Genomic DNA, 18221 nt, shown 5'->3' with positions numbered 1-18221 from the left:
GGACGCTGCACTGAGGACAGGCGCGCTCAGTCCCCGTCCAGCGGCGTCATGTAGCGCAGCGGCTCCAGCACGCCATTGCGCGCCATGTAGTCGATGCGCCCTATGGCACGTCCGAGCGCGCCGCGGAGGTGGTCCTGGAGCCGCTGGGCCGCGACCTCGGCCCGTCCGGCCTCGACCAGCTCGATGATCTCCAGGTGTTCGCCGATGAAGGGGTCGGCGGCGAGAAATCCGGCGCTCGTTGCCTCATAGAGGAAGGCGTTGGTGACCAGCAGCGCGTGGTAGCGCTGTAGGGTCTCCAGCAGGGTCACGTTGCTGCCGTAGGACAGCAGCTCGACATGGAGCTGCTGCTCCAGCCGGTCCAGGTCCTGGGGCGGCACGGCGCCCGCGCAGTCCCGTACGGCCTCGTGATCGGCGCGCATCTGTGCCAGCACCGCGTGCGGAACGTTGGGAGCCGCCTTCAGCAGGGCCAGCGGCTCCAGCACCCAGCGCATCTCGTAGAGCTCGCCCAGGCGCGCCGGCGTCAGGGCGGGGAGATACCAGCGGGACCGGCTATCCTTGCGGATGATCCCGACATGCTCGAGCCGCCCCAGCACCTCGCGCGCCACGGTGCGGCTGACGCCGTAATGCGCGGCCAGCTCGGTCTCGGTGATCCGCCAGCTTCCGAAGGCGGCGCGCGCCACGGCCTTGCGCGAGATATCCTCGTAGATGCCTTCCCAGCTCGCCGCCACCGTCAGCTTCGGCGGCTCGGCCGGGACCGGCGGGGCGGTGGCCGTGCTCGTGGCCGAGGCCGCGGTCGGGACGTCGGCCACCACGTAGCTGCGCTTGTTCTCGGAGCGGCGTACCAGGCCGATGCGCTCCAGCCGGTGCAGGGCGCCGCGGACCGGGGCACGGCTGATGCCGAACTCCTCGGCGAGCCGCATCTCCGACAGAGGCTCGCCGCCCGGCAGGAGCCCGGCGGAGATGCGCCGCTCGAGCTCGGAGGCGACCTGCTCGTTGAGGCGCGGGACGCGACCGGCCCGCCCCGCCCTGGGGTCGATCTTCATCAGCGACTGTCCTCACCCGGCTCCGCCCGGCGCCCGGCCCCATCCGGGCGCCGGACGACATATGATACGAGCCTAGCGCAACCGCCGCCTGCGCACCAAGACGCCAATCGGCGTCCTCCGGGAGCGACGCGCCGGACGGCGCGTCGCTCCCGGCGCCTCACGAGGGACCGAAGAGGAAGTCCGGGACGATCAGCACCGCTGCCGGGATGAAGATCAGGATCAGCGTGACCAGGGACACCGCCACGAAGAGCGGGATGGATTCGCGGGTATAGGCTCCGACCGAGCACTTCAGGATCGAGCAGACCGCATACATCGCGGCGCCGACGGGCGGCGTAAAGTTGCCGATGGTGGCCGCGATGATGAAGATGATGCCGAAATGAACGGGGTCGCCGCCAAGGCTGCGGACCAGCGGCAGGAAGATCGGCGTCAGCATGATCAGCAGCACGGTGCCGTCGATCACGAAGCCGGCGATCAGCACGAACACCAGGATCAGGATCATGACGCCGTTCAGGCTGTCGGTGACGCCGAGGATGGCGTTGGCGACCAGTTCCGGAACCTGCTCCAGGACGATGCCGTAGCTGAAGATCGCCGAGAGCACGATCAGGAACATCACGGAGCCGACATCCGCGAGACTGCCCTGGAGCGCCTCGACGAAGCCAACGCGCGTCATCTGCCGGTGGATCGCCACGCCGATGATGACCGCGTAGACGACCGCCGCCGCGCCGATCTCCGAAGGCGTGAAGACGCCCATGCGCAGGCCGAACAGCAGGAAGACCGGGAACATCAGCGCCCAGATGCCGCCCCGGAAGGCGATCCCGACCTCGCGTACGCTCGGGCGGGTCTTGCGTTCCGCCTCGTAGCCGCGCATCCGCGACGTGATGGAGATCGCGAGCGCCAGGCCGAGCCACAGCAGGAAGGCGGGGACGAAGCCAGCCGCGAACAGCCGTCCGATCGACACCTGCCCGATGGTTCCATAAAGGATCATGCCGATCCCGGGCGGGACGATCGGCGTCAGCAGCGAGCCGAAGGACAGGACGCCGGCGGCGAATCCCTTGGACATGCCGCGCTTGAGCATGCCGTCACCCAGCATCCTGGCCTGCATCGCGGCGTCCGCGATGGCGGAGCCCGAGACGCCGCCCATCAGCGCCGATAGCGCAATCGACACCTGGGCTAGGCCACCCTTGAGGCGGCCCGTCATCACCGAGGCGAGGTTGAGTAGCTGCTCGGTGATGCCGGCCTTGTTCATGAAGTTGCCGGCCAGGATGAACAGCGGGATCGCCAGGAGGGCAAAGTTCTGGGTCTGCGAGACCGTGAGCTGGACCGGGATGGTGAAGGGCAGCTCGGGATGCTGCAGGAAGAACAGGGATCCCGAGATGCCGATTGCGAAGGCGACCGGCATGCCGATGACGATGAAGACGGCAAAGGACACGGCAACGAGAAGCATGGCGGATCCCTTCAGAGCGCCGGCTGCTGAACCTGGGCGTGCCCCAGGGCGGCGTGACGCATCTTCACCAGCGTGGTGACCAGCAGGAGCGCGGCGCCTACCGGCAGGCTCATCGTCACCCAGGAATAGCTGATCTCGGGAATGCCCTGGAAAGTCCGCGCCCGGCTGATGTAGGACAGCCAGCTTCCGGCGCCGATCAGAAAGATCAGGAACAGCGAAATCAGCACGTAGTTGAGATAGACGAACAGCTTCTGGACGCTGACGGGAAGACGCTCGACCACGAGGTCCACCGACATCAGCGCGTCGCGCCGCCAGGCGACGTCAGCGCAGAAGAAGCACGCCCAGGCAAAGAGGCAGGTCGCGAAGTCGCCGGTCCAGTTGATAGGATCGGCTGTCATCCGCGAGACGCCACCCGCCACGATGAGCAAGACCATCAGGATCAGGAACGTCCCGGCCAGGACAGCTTCCACCTTTCCGAGAAAGTCGTAGAAGGCTTTCATCGTTGCACCCCGTTCCGCGACGTTCCTGACCTCAAGATTACTTGCCCATTTCCTTATGGACGGCGGCCTTCGCCTCCACGAGGTTCAGCTTCTGGTAGGCGGCCTCGCCGGCCTTGCGGAAGGCCGCGAGGTCGACGTCCTCGACCACGGTCATGCCGCGCTGCTTGAGCTGGTCCTTGATGGCCACCGCGGACTCGGCGATCTTCTTCGAGGTCTCCTGGCCGGCCTTGCGGCACTCCTCGACCAGCGCCGTCTGGTACTCCTTGGGCAGCTTGTCGAAGAACTTGGCGCTGACCACCTCGAAGTTGACCAGCATGATGTGCTTGGTCTCGTTGGCGTACTTCAGCACCTCGTAGAAGCGCCCGCCGGGGATGTTGGCGTAGACCAGCTCGACGCCGTCGATCGCCCGCTGCTGCAGGGCCGGGTACATCTCGCCGAAGGCCATGGCGACCGGCGAGGCGCCGAGCGCACGGATCGACTCCTGCCAGATCGGCGCCGGGGGCGTGCGCACGCGCTGGCCCTTCAGGTCGTCCGGGGTCTTCACGGGCTTGTTGGTGAAGAACTGGCGGAAGCCCTGCACCCAGTCGAAGCAGACGATGCGCAGGCCGTGCTTCTCGGCGAGCTCGCTCTCCCACTTCTTCATGGTCGGCGAGTCGGCGAGCTTGCTGACGTCCTCGAGGGATTCGAGGAAGTAGGGGCCGTTGACCACCGCCAGGCCGGGCACGTAGGTGCCCAGGCGCGCGGCGTCGGTGTTCTGGCCGACATTGGCGCCCTGGCGCATCTGCTCGATGATGTCCTCCTCGACGCCGAGCTGGGCGCTGTGGAAGATCTGCAGCTTCAGCCCGCCGTTGGTGCGCTCCTCGACGCGCTTGGCCCAGGCCTGGAAGCCCTCGTGGAACGGCTCCGTCGGGGCGAGCACGTGGTTGAGGCGAAGCGTGAACTTCTCCTGCGCCTGCGCAGCCGTGCTGCCCAGCGCGGCCAGGCCCAGAACGGCGCACACCGGCGCCAAAGCCTTGATCGAGACCCTCATCTACTGCTCCCTTCGAGATCGTTGGTGTCGCGCAAACGACTCCGGCGCCTTTCCCCGCGCAGTCGGCCTACTCGGGGATGGCCCGGTATTTTACGACGCCTGGCTTCCCGGCCAGTTAAGCCCGAACCGCCCGGCAAGCTGCCCGAAGGCCTCCGCCGTAACCGGGTCAATCGGGATTCCGTGCTGCGCGCGCTGCTCCGCCTCGGCCCATTCCCGGTCGCCGGGGGCCATGACGGGAGCCTGCCCCGCGCGGCGCGATTTGCGGATCGCGCCGAGATAGCGCGCCATGCCGTCCTGGAACTCCGCGCCGTCGACGAGCGCGTCCGGCCGGATCGCCAGGACGAAGGCGCCGAGGCCCCGTGGCGTCGAGAAGTCCGGCCCGCCCATCGGCAGGATCTCGAAGCTGAGCTTCATGCCCGACAGGACGGCGCTCAGGATCTCGACCAGTCCTGCGAGACCCGCACCCTTGAAGCCGAACTCGCCGCCCAGCGGCGCCAGCATGTCGGCCACCTCGGCATCCTGGGTGTCCCGGCCGTTGACATCCGAGGCCGTGCCCTCGGGCAGCGGCTTGCGCAGGCTCTTGTAGAGCTGGATCTTGTTGTAGGTGATGGCGCTGGTGGCCATGTCGAACAGCCAGGGCCGATCGCCCTGGACCGGCACGGCGACGGCGATGGGGTTCGTGCCGTGGAACCGCTCGGCCCCGTCGTGCAGCCGCACGAAGCTGTCCGAGTTGCAGGTCACGAGGCCGATGCAGCCGGCCTCGGCCGCGGCCAGCGCATAGGCACCGGCTGGCCCGAAATGCGAGCTGTTGGCGATGGCGACGGCGCCGATACCGTACTGCTTCGCCAGTTCGACCGCACGATCCATGGCCGTGTAGGTGGCAAGCGCTCCCTGGGCATGATCGGCATCCAGCCGCGCGATCGCCCCGGCGCCGCTGAAGCGCAGCACCGGGCGGGGATTCAGCCGCCCCTCGGTCAGGCCACGCACGTAGTGGGGGATCAGGCGCACGCCGTGGCTGTCCACGCCGAGGCGCGAGCCGTGCATCACCGCCCGGGTCGCGGCATCCGCCGTGGCGGCGTCCGCGCCGGCGGCGGCCAGCAGCGCGCGGCAGAAGGCATCGAGCGCGGCAGCGTCGACGCGCAGGGACGGTTCGGTGCTCACAGCGTCTGCCCTCCGTCCACAGTCAGGATCGTGCCGGTCATGAAGGCCGATTCGTCGCTGGCGAGGTAGACGGCGGCCGCGGCCATCTCCTCCACGGTTCCGAGCCGCCCCATGGGCTGGCGGGCGATGAACTGGCGCCGCATCGCCTCGGGATCAGCACTGGCCTGGATCCGCCCCTCCAGCGATGGCGAGAGGGTGGTTCCCGGGCACAGGGCATTGCAGCGCACCCCGGACCCGATGAAGTCGCGGGCCACCGCCTTGGTCAGGCCGATCACCGCCGCCTTGCTGGCGCCGTAGGCTGCGCGGCTCGCAACGCCCGAGATGCTGGATGCGACCGAGGCGACGTTGACGATCGACCCGCCGCCGCCTTCGATCATCCGCGGCAGAGCCACACGGATGGTCCGGTAGATCGACGTGACGTTGTGGTCGAGGCTGCGCGTCCAGTCCTCCTCGCTGCAGTCGAGGATGGTGCCATTGTGGACCCAGCCCGCGCAGTTGAACAGCACATCCAGCCGGCCGGCATCGGCGATCACGCGTGCGACCGCGGGCCCGTCCGTCACATCGAGCGCGACCGGGGTGATCGCCGTATCCAGTTCCGGCAGGTCGGCCATCTTCGCAAGGGTGCGGCTCGCCGCGAATACACTGGCACCCTCTCGGGCGAAGGCCAGCGCCACGGCGCGCCCTATGCCCTGTCCCGCTCCCGTAACGAACGCGCGCTTCCCTGCGAGCCTACCCGTCATCGCTCCCGACACTCCTCTCGGACCATCAAGGTCCGCCCGTACGTCCTTTGTATACATTAGCCAGCGATTGTCGGGCGAACAATTGGAAATTGGTCCAGAGGGACCCGATGGTCGCCTCGTCGCCAGGGCACGACGGCCCCCGGCACGGGGCGTCGGGTTCATGTGGTCCAGGGGTTCCTGCCACCGCGCGGAACGGCATCGGTCTTAACCCTGAATGCGAACCCCTCCGCTTGTTGCGAATTTGCCGCTCCTCAGGGGAATAAACGGCTGACCCACCGCACCCACGCTCCTTGGTGGTAGGATCGATCACCTGTTATTAACCAAACGATCCCTAGGCTGCGTGCCACGCGGGCCATCGCAAGGGTCCGCACGGGTCTAGAAGGGCGGGAAAACCCAATGCAGCGTTGGCGGTGGGATCGGTGGCTCATGGGCGGCGTCGCGGTCGCCGCGCTTTCGGGCGTCGGGTACCTGGCCAGCATCGAGATGAAGACGTCCTGGCTCCAGGCCGGCCTGCTCTCGCGCTACGCGAAGGAACTGACCTATGAGGTCAAGCAGGGGCCGTCGGAGCGCATCGTCTTCCCGGAGACGGGCCCCTACAACGAGCGCCTCGGCTACATGCAGCTTCCGACCTATGTCGAGACGCTGAAGCGCGCGGGCTACCGCGTCGACCGCCAGGCCGAGATCTCGCCGGCGCTGGCGGGGTTCATGGAGCATGGCGGCTTCCCGATCTACCGGGCCAAGACGCGGTCCGGCATCACGGTGAAGGACCGCAACGGGTCGATCCTGTTCGCGGCGCGCTATCCCGAGCGGGTCTTCGATGATTTCGAGTCCGTCCCGGGCCTGGTCGTCGACACGCTGCTGTTCATCGAGAACCGCGAGCTCCTGGACGCGGAGAACCCGACGCGCAACCCCGCGGTCGAGTGGGACCGCTTCGTCATGGCGATCGGCGGGCTGCCGCTGCAGTGGATGCATCCCGGCATGCGCATCCCCGGCGGCTCTACGCTCGCGACGCAGATCGAAAAGTATCGCAACTCGCCCGATGGCCAGACCCAGGGCGCGACCGACAAGCTGCGCCAGATGGTCTCGGCCTCGGTCCGCGCCTATCTCGACGGCAGGGACACGACGGATGCGCGCCGGCGCATCGTCGTCGACTACCTGAACTCGACGCCGCTGACCGCGCGGCTGGGCTTCGGCGAGGTCAACGGCCTCGGCGACGGGCTGTGGGCCTGGTACGGCACCGACTTCAACGAAGCCATGCGGGTCCTGCGCGCCGAGCCGCGCAATGCCGCCGAGACGGAGCGTAAGGCCGCGATCTACAAGCAGGTGGTCAGCCTGCTCATTGCCCAGCGGCGCCCGTCCTACTACCTGATCCAGAACCGCGCCGACCTCGAGGAGCTCTGCGACAGCCATCTCCGCGTGATGGCGGGCCAGGGCCTGATCTCGCCGGCCCTGCGCGACGCGGCCATCGCCGCGCAGCTCCGCTTCCGCGAAGACACCCCGGCGCCGCCGGAGGTCTCCTTCGTCGAGCAGAAGGCATCGAACGCGATCCGCGCCCGCCTCCTGGGCATGATGGGCGTCCCGAGCCTCTATGCCCTGGACCGCACGGACGTCAGCGTCGACACGGCGCTGGACGCGCCCATGCAGGAGCGCGTCGTGCGCGTGCTCGAGCGGCTTGATGACGCCAAGTTCACCGAGGAGCTCGGCCTGACGGGCTTCCGCCTGCTGAGCAACACGTCCACGGCCAGCGCCGACCGCGTGATCTACTCCTTCGTGCTGTACGAGCGCGGCAAGGACGCGAACTACGTCCGTATCCAGGCGGACAACCTGGACCAGCCGCTGGACATCAACGAGGGCGCCAAGCTCGACCTGGGCTCGACCGCCAAGCTGCGCACGCTGATCACCTATCTGGAGATCATCCAGGAGCTGCACGGCCGCTATGCCCATCTGCCGCGCAAGCAGCTCCTGGCTGTGGCCGAGGAAGCGGGCGACCCGCTGACCCGCTGGGTCGCGACCTATGTCGCGGACTCAGGCCAGCGTACCCTTCCGCACCTGCTCGCCGCGGCGATGGACCGGCGCTATTCCGCCAGCCCCGGCGAGCGCTTCTTCACCGGCGGCGGCGTCCACACCTTCGTCAACTTCGACAACAAGGACAACGGCTCCGTCCCGACCGTGACGGAGTCCCTGCGGAACTCGATCAACCTGCCGTTCATCCGCATCATGCGGGACATCGTGCTCTACCACGTGGCGGAAATGGTGGGCGAGACGGGCAACCCGATCGAGGACCCCAACCATCCGGCCCGCCAGGAATACCTCGCCAAGTTCGCGGACGAGGAGGGCAGCCATTTCCTGAACCGGTTCTACACGGACTACAAAGGCAAGACGCCCGAAGAGCGGCTGGAGCTGCTTGCAAGCCGGGTGCGCCCGGTGCCGCACCGCCTGGCCGTCACCTTCCGCTCCGTGCGGCCGAACGCGCCCTTCTCGGAGTTCGCGGCCTTCATGCGCGAGCGCCTGCCTAAGTCCAACCTGGACGAGCGGGACCTGCAGCGCCTTTTCGAGAAGTACGCGATCGACAAGTTCAATCTCCAGGATCGCGGCTACATCGCCGGCCGCCACCCGCTGGAGCTCTGGCTGGCGGGCTACCTGAACGCCAATCCCGACGCGACGCGCTCGCAGGCCCTGGCGGCCTCCGGCGCGGAGCGGCAGGAGACCTATGCCTGGCTGTTCAAGTCGTCGCGCAAGGCCGCACAGGACACCCGCATCCGCATCCTCATGGAGGAGGAGGCGTTCAAGCGCATCCACGTGGCCTGGCAGCGGCTGGGCTATCCCTTCGAAAGCCTGGTGCCGTCCTACGCGACATCGATCGGCAGCTCGGCGGACCGGCCGGGCGCACTGGCCGACCTGATGGGCGTGATCGTGAACGACGGGCTGAAGATGCCGACCGTCCGGGTCGAGAAGCTTCACTTCGCGGCCGGGACCCCCTTCGAGACCGAGATGTCGCTGGCCCCGAGGGCCCCGGAGCGGGTGCTCTCGCCTGAGATCTCGGCGACGGTCCGCAGGGCGCTGATCGATGTCGCCGAGAACGGCACGGCCAAGCGCGTCCGGGGCGCCTTCCTGGCCCCGAGCGGCGGGCCGCTCCAGGTCGGCGGCAAGACCGGCACCGGCGACCACCGCTACGGCGAGCGGGTCGTGGCGCGCACGGCGACCTTCGTGTTCTTCGTGGGCGACCGGTTTTTCGGGACGGTCACCGCCCATGTCCGCGGCCCGGAGGCGGCACGCTACCGCTTCACCAGCGCCCTGCCCGCCCAGCTCCTGAAGTCGCTGGCGCCCACGCTCCAGCCGCTGATCGAGCGGTCCATGACGCAGACGGTCGAGCGCGCCCCCGGACAGGCACTGCCCGGTCAGACGCTGCCCAGTCAGGCCCAGCCGGTCCTCCCGCAGGCGGCTCCGGCCCCTGGCGCGGGTCCGGCCGCCGGAGCCGGGCGCGTGATCCCGGCCGCCACCCAGCCGGCTCGCTGATGCGAGCCGTGCGCCCCCGGACCCTCGTGGTCCTGGGGGCGGTCCTGGCGGCAGCATTCTGGGCGCCCTGGGGGCTTGTCCTCGGGCCGCTCTGGAGCGTGGCCCCCGCGGTGGCGCAGCCGCGGAACGCACCCATGGCGCAGCCGCGGAACGCACCCGTGGCGCAGGCACGGAACGCACCCATACCGCCGCAGGTCCATGACGGCCAGAGCCTCACTCTCGCTGGCCGGCGGATCCGGTTGTGGGGCATCCAGGCGCCGGCCCCAGACCAGGTGTGCCGTCGCGGGGGGCAGGCCTATCCCTGCGGGCTTGTCTCCCAGGCGGTCCTGGCGGCGCTGGTCGCGGGGGCCGAGCTGCGATGCGAGCGCGGGGACCGCGACCGCTCCGGCTGGGAGGTCGCCCTGTGCTACGTCGACGGCCGGGATCTCGCCCGCGAGCTCGTCCGCGCCGGATGGGCGCTCGACGACGGGCGCTACAGCAACGGCCGGTATGCCTTGCCGCAGCGCCTCGCCGAGGATGAGCGGCAGGGCCTCTGGGCCGGCGAGTTCGACCGGCCCTGGGAAGGCCCCGGCGCTCAGTCCTTCCGGTCGATCCCGTAGAGCCCCTTCATCAGGTACTGGGAAAGGGACGCCTTCTCGGCCAGATAGTCGGCATCGCCGGCCTGCGGGATCGTCCGGGCAGCGGCAAGCGCCTCGTCCCACTCCGCGGGCGCGTGATCGCCGCGGCCGATCAGCATCAGCGCCTTCAGCTCCTCGCGGCGCTCGGAATCGAGCCCCTCGATGTAGTCCTTGAGCGCCCTGTACTCGGCGCTGTCCACGGCGTTCAGAACGTCGAGATTGTCCAGGTCGGTCGGCATCCGGCTGCCGCGCTCAAGGGGCTGGTCGCCGAGATCCGCCTGATAGACCTTGTTCACGAGCCGGTCGCGGGCGGCCAGCGCCTCGAGCGACAGGTCGTGAACCCGTTTCACCTCGTCCAGGGAAAGCTTCGAGAGCATGGGGCCTCTCTGCTGAGGGGATTCGTCGTGGGAGGAGTGGCGCGGTCAGCCCGCGCCACCGGACTGGCGGGCCGGGCCGCGACGGAAGACCTTGGCCGCCGTCGGGCCGGTATCGCCCATGTCTTCGACGTAGTTGACGGGCTCGCCGACGCTGAGTGCGTCGAAGTCCCCGTCCAGAACGCTGTTCCGGTGGAAGTACAGCAGCGTTCCGGTTCCGGTCATGATGAACCCATGGTCCTCCTCCGGGACCAGGCGTGCGATCTGGCCCGGAACCTCGACCGCATGGGATTTCACGTCGCCACGGAGCTGTGCCTTGTAGTCCTTGAGCTGCCGTTCGGCCGCCTGGAAGGCGTCGCGGATCGAGGTGCGGACATCGGGGTTCGCGTACTTCTGCTGCGCCTTCTTGGGCTGACGGCTGACGACGAGCTCGCCGCCCGGCACGACGAGCTCGATATGCACGTCGTAGACGTTGCCGGTGCGGTGCTGCTGGTGCTGGGCTTCGACCGCGACACGGCAGCCAATCAGGCCGTCGAACAGGCGCTCGAGCTTGTCGACGCGCTCGCGGATGTCCGCTTCGATCCCGGGATCGGCGGGCGTGTTGTGGAAGGCGATGTTCAGCGGCGTCTGCATGTTTTGCCCTGAGTTCTTGGTAACCCGGTGATCAGAGCCAACAGCCCCGGCCGGCTTCCGTCACGCGGAGGGCAGGACCGGCCCGGAAGCGCCGGCATGCTTCGCGCCGGCAGGTGCCGGCGCCCAACAAAAGCCTTATCCTCGATATGCAGGAATGTGCTTTCCTGGGTGGGACGGAGCATTTGCAGCAGGATCGGCGCCGAGTTTTCATGAAATCGTCTGGAGCGAGCCCTCCAACGGGGCTGCGGCGCAGCAACTGGCTGCTGGGCGCCGCGGTCACCGTGCTGCTGCTTGCCCTATGGGGCGCGATCGTCGCATTCCTGGGCTTCGAGCGGCGCCAGACGCTGGCGCGGGGCGAAGAGCATGCGCTGGCGCTTAGCCTCGCCTTCGAGGAGCAGACGTTCTGGCTGCTCGCCTCGATCGAGCAGATGATGAACGCGATCGCCCACGAGCACGAGGAGCGCCCGGACGCCTTCGATCTCTCGGGAGTTCTGAACCGCTTCTCGATCCCCCTGGACCTGACGCTCCGCGCCTCGCTAATCGGTGCGGACGGAAAGCTCCTGGCCACGGATGCGGGGCCGGCCACCGAGCCCGCGGACCATTCCGATCGCGAGTACTTCAGGGTCCACGCCCTGCGCCCGGACGAGGGCATCTTCGTCAGCAAACCCGTGCGTAGCCAGCCCACGGGCCGGTGGTCGATCCAGATCACCCGGCGCCTGAGCCACCCGGACGGCCAGTTCGCCGGAGTACTCGCGATCTCCCTGGATCCCGTCTACTTCGCCCGGTTCTACCAGAACGTGCCGCTCGGCCCCGACGGCGCGATCAAGCTGGTCGGCAGCGACGGGACCGTCCGCGCCTTCTCCCGTGGGATGCCCGAGGGCCTTCCCGGCGACGTTCCGCCCGAGGCCGACCGGCAGCTGATGGAGCTCTGGCAGACCCGGCTCGCCGGCAGCTACATCGGCACCAGCGGCGTGGACGGCGTGCGCAGGATCAACGGATACCGGCAGCTCCGCCGCTATCCGCTGATCGTCAGCGTCGGGCTGGGCGAGACCGACGTGCTGGAGGCCTGGCGCGATTTCGCCACGCGCGTCGCCGTGGCCGGCGGTGGGGTCAGCGCCGCGATCCTCGTGATGGCGGCGCTGCTGCTGGCGGCCTTGCGGCGCCGGCAACGGCAGGAGGACGCGCTGGCCGAGCAGCGTTTGGAACTGGTCCGGCTGAACCACGACCTCGCCGCGACCCAGCGCATCGCCAATCTCGGAAGCTGGGAGCTGGAACCGACCGGGCGCCGCCTGGAATGGTCCGAGGAGACGTTCCGCATCAACGGGCTGCCGCCCGAGGGCGGCGCCCCGGACTTCGACACCTATCTGGAAAGCGTGCATCCCGAGGACCGGCCGCTGCTGGAGAGAAGCCTCGATGCGCTCTTCAACCGCTTCCTTCCCTACGAGATCGAGCTGCGCCACCGCATGCCCGGCGGCGGCTGGAACCACGTCGTGACGCGGGCCGAGCCCATCGTCGAGAATGGCGTCGTCGTCCGCGCCCGCGGCAGCATGCTGGACATCACCGGCGCGAAGATCCAGGAGGCCGAGCTCCGGGACAGCCGGAACCTCGCCCGGCAGATCGCCGACCTCTCGCCCAACATCATCTACATCCTGAACATCGACACGCTCTGCCACATCTACGGCAACCGCGACACCTGGTCGTTCTTTGGGTACACGCGGGAGCAGGTCCGCGTGCTCGGTCCCCACTTCCAGCGCGCGGTCGTGCATCCCGAGGACCTGCCCGCCGCCCAGGAGCGGATGGCCCGGTTCGCGGCCATGGGCGACGAGGAGGTGCTCGAGTACGAGCAGCGCGTGCGCCATGCCAGCGGAGAATGGCGCTGGCTCTGGTACCGCGAGAAGGTCTTCGCGCGCGACCCGGCCGGCCGGCCGGTCCAGATCCTCGGCACCGGCCAGGACGTGACCGAGCGCAAGCGCAACGAGATGAAGCTGGAGATCGCGCGACGCGAGGCCGAGGGAGCCGTGCGCGCCCGCGAGCAGTTCCTCGCGACCATGAGCCACGAGATCCGGACGCCGATGACCGGCGTTCTCGGCCTTGCCGACCTGCTGGTCGGCACCACCCTGACGCCGGAGCAGCGCCGCATCGTCGACACGCTGCGCGGGTCCGCCTCGAACCTGCTGGCTGTGCTGAACGACGTACTGGACTTCTCGAAGATCGAGGCCGGGCAGCTTGCCCTGGAGGAGGTCGACACCGACCTGTATTCGACGGTGCGCGACGTGCGCGCGCTCTACACCTCCCAGGCGTCGCGCAAGGGCCTGCGCCTGGAGCTGGAGATCGCCGAGGGGACACCCTGCTGGGTCCGCATCGACCCGACCCGGCTCCGCCAGGTGCTGTTCAACCTGATCGGCAACGCCATCAAGTTCACCTCCCGCGGGGGCGTCACGGTGTCGGTATCCGGCCGCACCGAGGCGCAGGACGTGGTCCTGCTGGACTTCGTGGTCGCGGATACCGGGATCGGCATGACGGAGGAGCAGATCGGACGTCTGTTCCAGCCCTTCGTGCAGGGCGACAGCTCGACGACACGCCGCTTCGGGGGAACGGGGCTCGGCCTGTCGATCTCCAAGAGCCTGGTGGAGGCGCTGGGCGGAACGATCACGGCGTCCAGCCGCCCAGGCGAGGGCTCGACCTTCCGCTTCACCGTCCGCTGCCGGACCGGTACCCCAGCGCTGCCGCAGGAATCCGAGACGACCGGGCCTGCGGCAGGCACGCAGGCGCGGATCCTCCTGGCCGAGGACAACCCCGTCAACCGCATGCTGATCACCACCATGCTGGAGCGGACCGGGCATGTGGTGGACAGCGTCGAAGACGGGCGGCAGGCAGTGGATGCGGTCGCGGCCCGGCCCTACGACCTGCTGCTGCTGGACATGCAGATGCCGGTGATGGACGGGCTGGAGGCGGCTGCGGAGATCAGGCGCCTGCCGGGCGCCGCCGGAAGGATTCCCATCGTCGGCCTGTCGGCCGATGCCGTGGCCGAGACGGTGCGGCGCGCACGGGACGCGGGCTTCGACGACTATGTGACCAAGCCCGTGGACTGGCCGAAGCTGCACGCAGCCATCCACGCCGCCGTCGCGGGGCGCGCGGGCCGGGAGCCTGCCGCTCCCGAGGCGGGCGCCGGCGCGGGGGGAGGCGAGCTGCCGCTGATCGTCGAGAACACGGCACGCGAGCTCGAGAGCTTCTTCGGGCGCGATGGCGCCTCCAGCTTCTACCGCAGCCTGCTGAGCCGCCTGGACGAGAGCCTGGAGGGGATCCGCGCCTCGGTCGCCGCACGGGACGCTGTCGCGCTCCGCGCCGAGTGCCACGCGCTGCGGGGCGCTGCCGGGAACATGGGCGCGGAACGGCTGTCGGCGGTGTTGTTCGGGATCGAGCAGCACAGCCGCGAGGGCGTCATCGCCGACGACCTGATCCCCGCTCTGGAATCGGTTGCGGTGCTGACCCGGCAGGCGATCGAGCAGCGGATCGGGACGGAAGCGCCGACGCCCGCGGAGTAGCGGCCCTACTCCGCCCCTCGCGCCCGGGCGGAATAGAGCCGGAAGAGCGCGGCGTGGTCGAGATCGCCGTCGCCCCGCGCGACCAGCTCCTCGTAGCGGGCACGGTTCACCGCCAGCGCCGGGAGATCGAGGCCGAGCGCGGCCGCCAGCGCCTCGGCCTGGCGCATGTCCTTGAGCTGCGTGGTGGCGCGCGCGCCCGGCGCGTAGCTCCCCTCGACCATCCGCTGCCCGTGGACCTCGAGGATCCGCGATCCGGCGAAGCCACCCATCAGCGCCTCGCGCACGCGGGCGGGATCGGCGCCAGCCGCCTGCGCGAGGGCCAGGGCCTCGGCCACCGCCCCGATGGTGAGGCCGACGATCATCTGGTTCGCGGCCTTGGCCACCTGGCCCGCGCCTGGCGGCCCGACACGGGTCACCCGGCGCCCGAGGGCCCGCAGGATCGGGAGCGCCGCCTCGAAATCCGCCTCCTCGGCGCCGACCATCACCGAGAGCGTCGCCTCCACCGCCCCCACCTGTCCGCCCGAGACCGGGGCATCCAGCCAGCGCCCCCCGGCTGCAGCCACGGCGGCCGCGAAGCGCCGCGTGTCGGGTACTGCCGTCGTGCCCATGTCGATCACCAGCGCCCCCGGCTCCAGACCGGCAAGGACGCCATCCGGGCCTTCGAGCACAGCTGCGACGGCCGGCGTGTCGGTGACCATCAGGATCACCGCCTCCGCCCGGTGGGCGGCCTCGCGCGGCGTCGTCGCCGTTCCGAGCCCCGCGGAGGCGAGTTCTGCAACCGGCCCCGGAGAGCGGCTGGCCACCGTAACCCGGGCGCCGGCCCTGTGCAGGTTCAGCGCCATGGGCCGCCCCATGAGGCCAAGCCCCACGAAGCCGATGGCCCGCCCTGCGATCCCTTCCCCTTCGATCCCTGCCATGCGATGTCCCGCTGCGCCGTCCCGGCCGGACGCCGGACCCGCAGCCTGCCGCGGAGATGCCCGGGACGGCAAGCGCGACGAGCAGCCGGCGGTGGGCAGGAGGGCGGCGGTCAGGCGATGGGCGGAACGGATACCACCGGGTCCGGTTGAAGTCCTTGGCCAGCAACCGCCGATCGGAAGGTTCCATGATCATTCCCGAGATCTCAGCCACGGCGCGTGCGCTATGGCGCTTGGCGCTGGCGGGCATGCTGGCACTGCCGCTTCTCGCCGCATGCGGCGAGGAGGACGTCAGCCAGAACGAGCAGCGCCCGTCGGCGCCGAGCACGCCGGATGCCGCGGCCGGCTCAACCGCGGGATCCGAAACGCCGGCCGGGATCGACCCGCAGGGCACCGATCCTGCCCGGACCGGCGAGCTGGACACCAATCCCGGCGGAGGGGCGCCTGCGCAGCCCTCGGAGACGCGCTAGGACGCTCAGGCGCCGACCCAGTGGCGGACCTCGCCGGTGTCGAGATGGACGAAGTTGCGGCGGGGATAGAAGCCGACACCGCCGGAATGCAGGGACAGCGCAGCGCGCCGCACCACCGCCAGCGGCACGCCGGGCACCCGCAGGTCGATGGCGCGCCCCACGAGGTGCAGGCTGCCGGAGGCAGGCCTGTAGCCCTCCTCGCGCAGGCGCGCGTTGGTCTCGGCCGTGCGGTAGGCGGACATCACCTCGACGCGGCCCTTCGTTCCGAAGCGCCGCGTCAGCCGGTGGAGAAGGTCGAGCAGAGCCGGCTCGATGCGGGTGGCCGCGTCCAGGTGCCAGTCGCGCATGAACCAGTCGATGCGCGCCAGCGCTTCCGGCAGGTAGGCACCGTCGGCGAAATAGGTCTCGCGCAGGGTCTCGCCGGTGACACGGTGCACGAGATCGAGGCTGCGCTCGGGCATGCGCGACGCCGGCCCGGCAAGCGCGGGCCGAGCAGCCATCGCGGCTCCTCCGGCCAGAAGGCCCAGGAATGCGCGGCGGCTCACGGCCGGGACCGGCCCTTTTTCGGCTTCGAATGGCATTGGACGGCAGGCGGGGGAACAGGCGAAAGACAGACGGGCGGGCGCGGGCACAGGCGCACCCACGACGCCGCGTCAACAGGCGGCATGCGGGATCGTCACGCGCTGATCGGCGCCTTATTCGATCTCGTCCAGCAGCGCCCGCAGGATCTCGCGGTGCCTGCGGATCACCAGCGAGAAATGCCCCTCCCCCTCGACGAGGTGCAGGCGCGCACCGGGGATCCGCGCCGCCAGCACCTTGGCGGCAGCCGGGGGGACCAGCGTGTCGGCCAGCCCGTGCCAGACCTGGACAGGCGCCGTGATCGCGTCCAGATCCAGTTCCCAGTCCGCGGCATAGATCGCCATGTCGGCGACGACGCCCTCGATGCCCGGCGCCAGGGCCGTGCGGGCCGCGCCCAGCAGCGCCGTCGCGGATTCCGGAGGCAGGGCCTCGCGGTCCGGGCCTGGCATCCCGAGTACCGTCATGGTCACGGCCGCCGCCGCGCCCGCGGGCCCCTTCAGCAATGCCCCGCGCAGGGCCTGCGCCACCGGCCGGGCGAGGTTCGGGCGCCGGCCAAGCGCCATCATCCGGCCGGCCCAGCTCCGCCCCTCCCAGCCGAGCCCCGCAGGAGCAAGCCCGTTCACCAGAGCCGCCGCCTCGATTCGCGCGCCCAGCCTGGCGGCGCATGCCGTCGCATAGGGGACGCCGCCGGAAAGCCCGACCACCGAGAAGCGGCCGATGCCGAGGCGGTCGGCCAGGGCCGCGATGTCGTCGGGCCAGTCCGCCAGGCGGCGCCCCGGACAGGGATCCGACAGGCCGAGGCCCGGGCGGTCCGGGGCCACGAGCCTGATCCCGGAAAGCGGGACCAGCGCCGGCTCGAGCCTGCAGCTCGGGAAGCCGTGGCAGTAGATGGCAACCGGTCCGTCCCGGTCGCCGTATTCGGCGAAGCCGAGGCTCCGGCCATCGGGCAGCGTCACCGCGCCCTCGCGGACGGGCGGATGCAGGGAATCGGCCATGGATTACCCGCGGCCTCCGCGGCTATCCATGCCTCTGCGATGCGCTATCATGGGTTCTGGTGACGGGAGAGCGGACATCTTGCTGCAGAAGAGGCTGAGACAGGAGACTGCCGAGAAGCACCGGCGGCTGGAGGAGGGGCTTGGGCTTGTCGCCCCGGATCTAACGCTCGGACGCTACCGCCGGATCCTCGAAGGCTTCTACACCTTCCTGCGTCCCTGGGAAGCCGGGATCGAGACGGCGCTGGGCGACCCGGCCTTCACCCGCCCGCGCCGACGGGCGCATCTCCTGGCCGCGGACCTGGTGCAGCTCGGCGCCGCGGCCGGCAGCCTCGCCGCCCTGCCGGACTGCCCGGCGCTGCCCCTCATCGACGGCCCCGCCCGGGCCATGGGGTCCCTCTATGTGATGGAGGGATCGACCCTCGGCGGACGGATCGTGGCGCGCCATGTCGAGAAGGCACTGTGCCTATCGGACGGCCGCGGCTATACCTATTTCAGCAGCCATGGTCCGGCAGTGGGGGCCATGTGGCGCCGCTTCCTGGACCGGCTCGCCGCGTTCTCGTCCCCGGACCGCGACGACCAGGTGGTGGCGGCGGCTCAGGAGACCTTCGACAGCATGGAGCGCTGGCTATGCGGGAGCGGAGGAGCGTCGAGGTGAGCACG

The 18221-nt window shown here is 69.8% G+C and carries 16 protein-coding genes; 5 read left to right on the top strand and 11 right to left on the bottom strand.

The genetic code is table 11. From position 1 onward, the window contains the following. Window positions 1-26 precede the first annotated feature (26 nt). The 6 genes from JUB13_RS20160 to JUB13_RS20135 form a co-directional block, all read right to left on the bottom strand. Entirely contained in the window at window positions 27-1043 is a 1017-nt protein-coding gene (locus tag JUB13_RS20160; protein WP_207482096.1) for a GntR family transcriptional regulator, read from the bottom strand. Window positions 1044-1200: 157 nt separating this feature from the next. Continuing rightward, window positions 1201-2487 (bottom strand): TRAP transporter large permease, encoded by a 1287-nt coding sequence (locus tag JUB13_RS20155; RefSeq protein WP_207482094.1) that lies wholly within the window; start codon window positions 2485-2487, stop codon window positions 1201-1203. An 11-nt stretch (window positions 2488-2498) separates the two neighbouring features. Next, a complete protein-coding gene (locus tag JUB13_RS20150) occupies window positions 2499-2987 on the bottom strand; it encodes a TRAP transporter small permease (protein ID WP_207482093.1) in 489 nt (162 codons plus the stop codon). Between the two features lie 37 nt (window positions 2988-3024). Beyond that, window positions 3025-4017 (bottom strand): C4-dicarboxylate TRAP transporter substrate-binding protein, encoded by a 993-nt coding sequence (locus JUB13_RS20145; RefSeq protein ID WP_207482092.1) that lies wholly within the window; start codon window positions 4015-4017, stop codon window positions 3025-3027. 90 nt (window positions 4018-4107) lie between these two features. Continuing rightward, window positions 4108-5178 carry an Ldh family oxidoreductase gene (locus JUB13_RS20140; protein ID WP_207482091.1) on the bottom strand — a complete coding sequence of 357 codons (1071 nt, stop codon included), beginning with the start codon at window positions 5176-5178 and terminating at the stop codon, window positions 4108-4110. Beyond that, window positions 5175-5918, bottom strand: a complete 744-nt coding sequence (locus JUB13_RS20135; RefSeq protein ID WP_207482090.1) for an SDR family oxidoreductase — start codon at window positions 5916-5918, stop codon at window positions 5175-5177. Before JUB13_RS20135 ends, JUB13_RS20140 begins: the two co-directional genes overlap by 4 nt. Before the next feature lie 396 nt (window positions 5919-6314). Here JUB13_RS20135 and JUB13_RS20130 point away from each other — a divergent pair, with 396 nt between their 5' ends. Beyond that, the gene (locus tag JUB13_RS20130) at window positions 6315-9434 is read left to right on the top strand and encodes a transglycosylase domain-containing protein (protein ID WP_207482089.1); all 3120 of its coding nucleotides are present in this window, start codon (window positions 6315-6317) and stop codon (window positions 9432-9434) included. Between the two features lie 8 nt (window positions 9435-9442). Further along, window positions 9443-10033 (top strand): thermonuclease family protein, encoded by a 591-nt coding sequence (locus JUB13_RS20125; RefSeq protein ID WP_207482088.1) that lies wholly within the window; start codon window positions 9443-9445, stop codon window positions 10031-10033. On the opposite strand, the gene JUB13_RS20120 is transcribed toward JUB13_RS20125, so the two are convergent. After that, entirely contained in the window at window positions 10009-10428 is a 420-nt protein-coding gene (locus tag JUB13_RS20120) for a DUF3775 domain-containing protein (RefSeq protein WP_207482086.1), read from the bottom strand. The genes JUB13_RS20125 and JUB13_RS20120 overlap by 25 nt on opposite strands. A 45-nt stretch (window positions 10429-10473) precedes the next feature. Then, window positions 10474-11058, bottom strand: a complete 585-nt coding sequence (locus JUB13_RS20115; protein WP_207482084.1) for an HPF/RaiA family ribosome-associated protein — start codon at window positions 11056-11058, stop codon at window positions 10474-10476. Between the two features lie 209 nt (window positions 11059-11267). On the opposite strand from JUB13_RS20115, the gene JUB13_RS20110 reads away from it, so the two are divergent. Beyond that, window positions 11268-14603 (top strand): ATP-binding protein, encoded by a 3336-nt coding sequence (locus tag JUB13_RS20110; RefSeq protein ID WP_207482082.1) that lies wholly within the window; start codon window positions 11268-11270, stop codon window positions 14601-14603. 5 nt (window positions 14604-14608) lie between these two features. Here the strand turns inward: JUB13_RS20110 and JUB13_RS20105 are convergent, their stop codons facing one another. Then, window positions 14609-15520, bottom strand: a complete 912-nt coding sequence (locus tag JUB13_RS20105; protein WP_207482081.1) for an NAD(P)-dependent oxidoreductase — start codon at window positions 15518-15520, stop codon at window positions 14609-14611. A gap of 185 nt (window positions 15521-15705) precedes the next feature. On the opposite strand from JUB13_RS20105, the gene JUB13_RS20100 reads away from it, so the two are divergent. Beyond that, on the top strand, window positions 15706-15987 hold the full coding sequence (locus tag JUB13_RS20100) for a hypothetical protein (protein WP_207482080.1): 282 nt from the start codon (window positions 15706-15708) through the stop codon (window positions 15985-15987). 5 nt (window positions 15988-15992) lie between these two features. Here JUB13_RS20100 and JUB13_RS20095 read toward each other — a convergent pair whose 3' ends face one another. Further along, the gene (locus JUB13_RS20095; RefSeq protein ID WP_207482079.1) at window positions 15993-16487 is read right to left on the bottom strand and encodes a YcbK family protein; all 495 of its coding nucleotides are present in this window, start codon (window positions 16485-16487) and stop codon (window positions 15993-15995) included. A 195-nt stretch (window positions 16488-16682) separates the two neighbouring features. Then, window positions 16683-17561, bottom strand: coding sequence for an alpha/beta fold hydrolase (locus JUB13_RS20090; RefSeq protein WP_207482078.1), 879 nt, complete (start codon window positions 17559-17561; stop codon window positions 16683-16685). Between the two features lie 79 nt (window positions 17562-17640). Between JUB13_RS20090 and JUB13_RS20085 the strand changes: the two genes are divergently transcribed. Then, window positions 17641-18216, top strand: a complete 576-nt coding sequence (locus JUB13_RS20085; RefSeq protein WP_207482077.1) for a biliverdin-producing heme oxygenase — start codon at window positions 17641-17643, stop codon at window positions 18214-18216. The last annotated feature ends 5 nt before the right edge of the window (window positions 18217-18221 follow it).

The organism is Arenibaculum pallidiluteum (assembly GCF_017355985.1).
GTDB classification, from domain to species: domain Bacteria; phylum Pseudomonadota; class Alphaproteobacteria; order Azospirillales; family Azospirillaceae; genus Arenibaculum; species Arenibaculum pallidiluteum.
This window is presented reverse-complemented; position numbering and strand designations above follow the sequence as displayed.

What these genes read in the sequence shown, in the direction of transcription:
- JUB13_RS20160 (WP_207482096.1), bottom strand. Translation starts at nt 1,043, where the DNA reads ATGAAGATCGACCCCAGGGCGGGGCGGGCCGGTCGCGTCCCGCGCCTC.
- JUB13_RS20155 (WP_207482094.1), bottom strand. Translation starts at nt 2,487, where the DNA reads ATGCTTCTCGTTGCCGTGTCCTTTGCCGTCTTCATCGTCATCGGCATG.
- JUB13_RS20150 (WP_207482093.1), bottom strand. Translation starts at nt 2,987, where the DNA reads ATGAAAGCCTTCTACGACTTTCTCGGAAAGGTGGAAGCTGTCCTGGCC.
- JUB13_RS20145 (WP_207482092.1), bottom strand. Translation starts at nt 4,017, where the DNA reads ATGAGGGTCTCGATCAAGGCTTTGGCGCCGGTGTGCGCCGTTCTGGGC.
- JUB13_RS20135 (WP_207482090.1), bottom strand. Translation starts at nt 5,918, where the DNA reads ATGACGGGTAGGCTCGCAGGGAAGCGCGCGTTCGTTACGGGAGCGGGA.
- JUB13_RS20130 (WP_207482089.1), top strand. Translation starts at nt 6,315, where the DNA reads ATGCAGCGTTGGCGGTGGGATCGGTGGCTCATGGGCGGCGTCGCGGTC.
- JUB13_RS20120 (WP_207482086.1), bottom strand. Translation starts at nt 10,428, where the DNA reads ATGCTCTCGAAGCTTTCCCTGGACGAGGTGAAACGGGTTCACGACCTG.
- JUB13_RS20115 (WP_207482084.1), bottom strand. Translation starts at nt 11,058, where the DNA reads ATGCAGACGCCGCTGAACATCGCCTTCCACAACACGCCCGCCGATCCC.
- JUB13_RS20110 (WP_207482082.1), top strand. Translation starts at nt 11,268, where the DNA reads ATGAAATCGTCTGGAGCGAGCCCTCCAACGGGGCTGCGGCGCAGCAAC.
- JUB13_RS20105 (WP_207482081.1), bottom strand. Translation starts at nt 15,520, where the DNA reads ATGGCAGGGATCGAAGGGGAAGGGATCGCAGGGCGGGCCATCGGCTTC.
- JUB13_RS20100 (WP_207482080.1), top strand. Translation starts at nt 15,706, where the DNA reads ATGATCATTCCCGAGATCTCAGCCACGGCGCGTGCGCTATGGCGCTTG.
- JUB13_RS20095 (WP_207482079.1), bottom strand. Translation starts at nt 16,487, where the DNA reads ATGGCTGCTCGGCCCGCGCTTGCCGGGCCGGCGTCGCGCATGCCCGAG.
- JUB13_RS20090 (WP_207482078.1), bottom strand. Translation starts at nt 17,561, where the DNA reads ATGGCCGATTCCCTGCATCCGCCCGTCCGCGAGGGCGCGGTGACGCTG.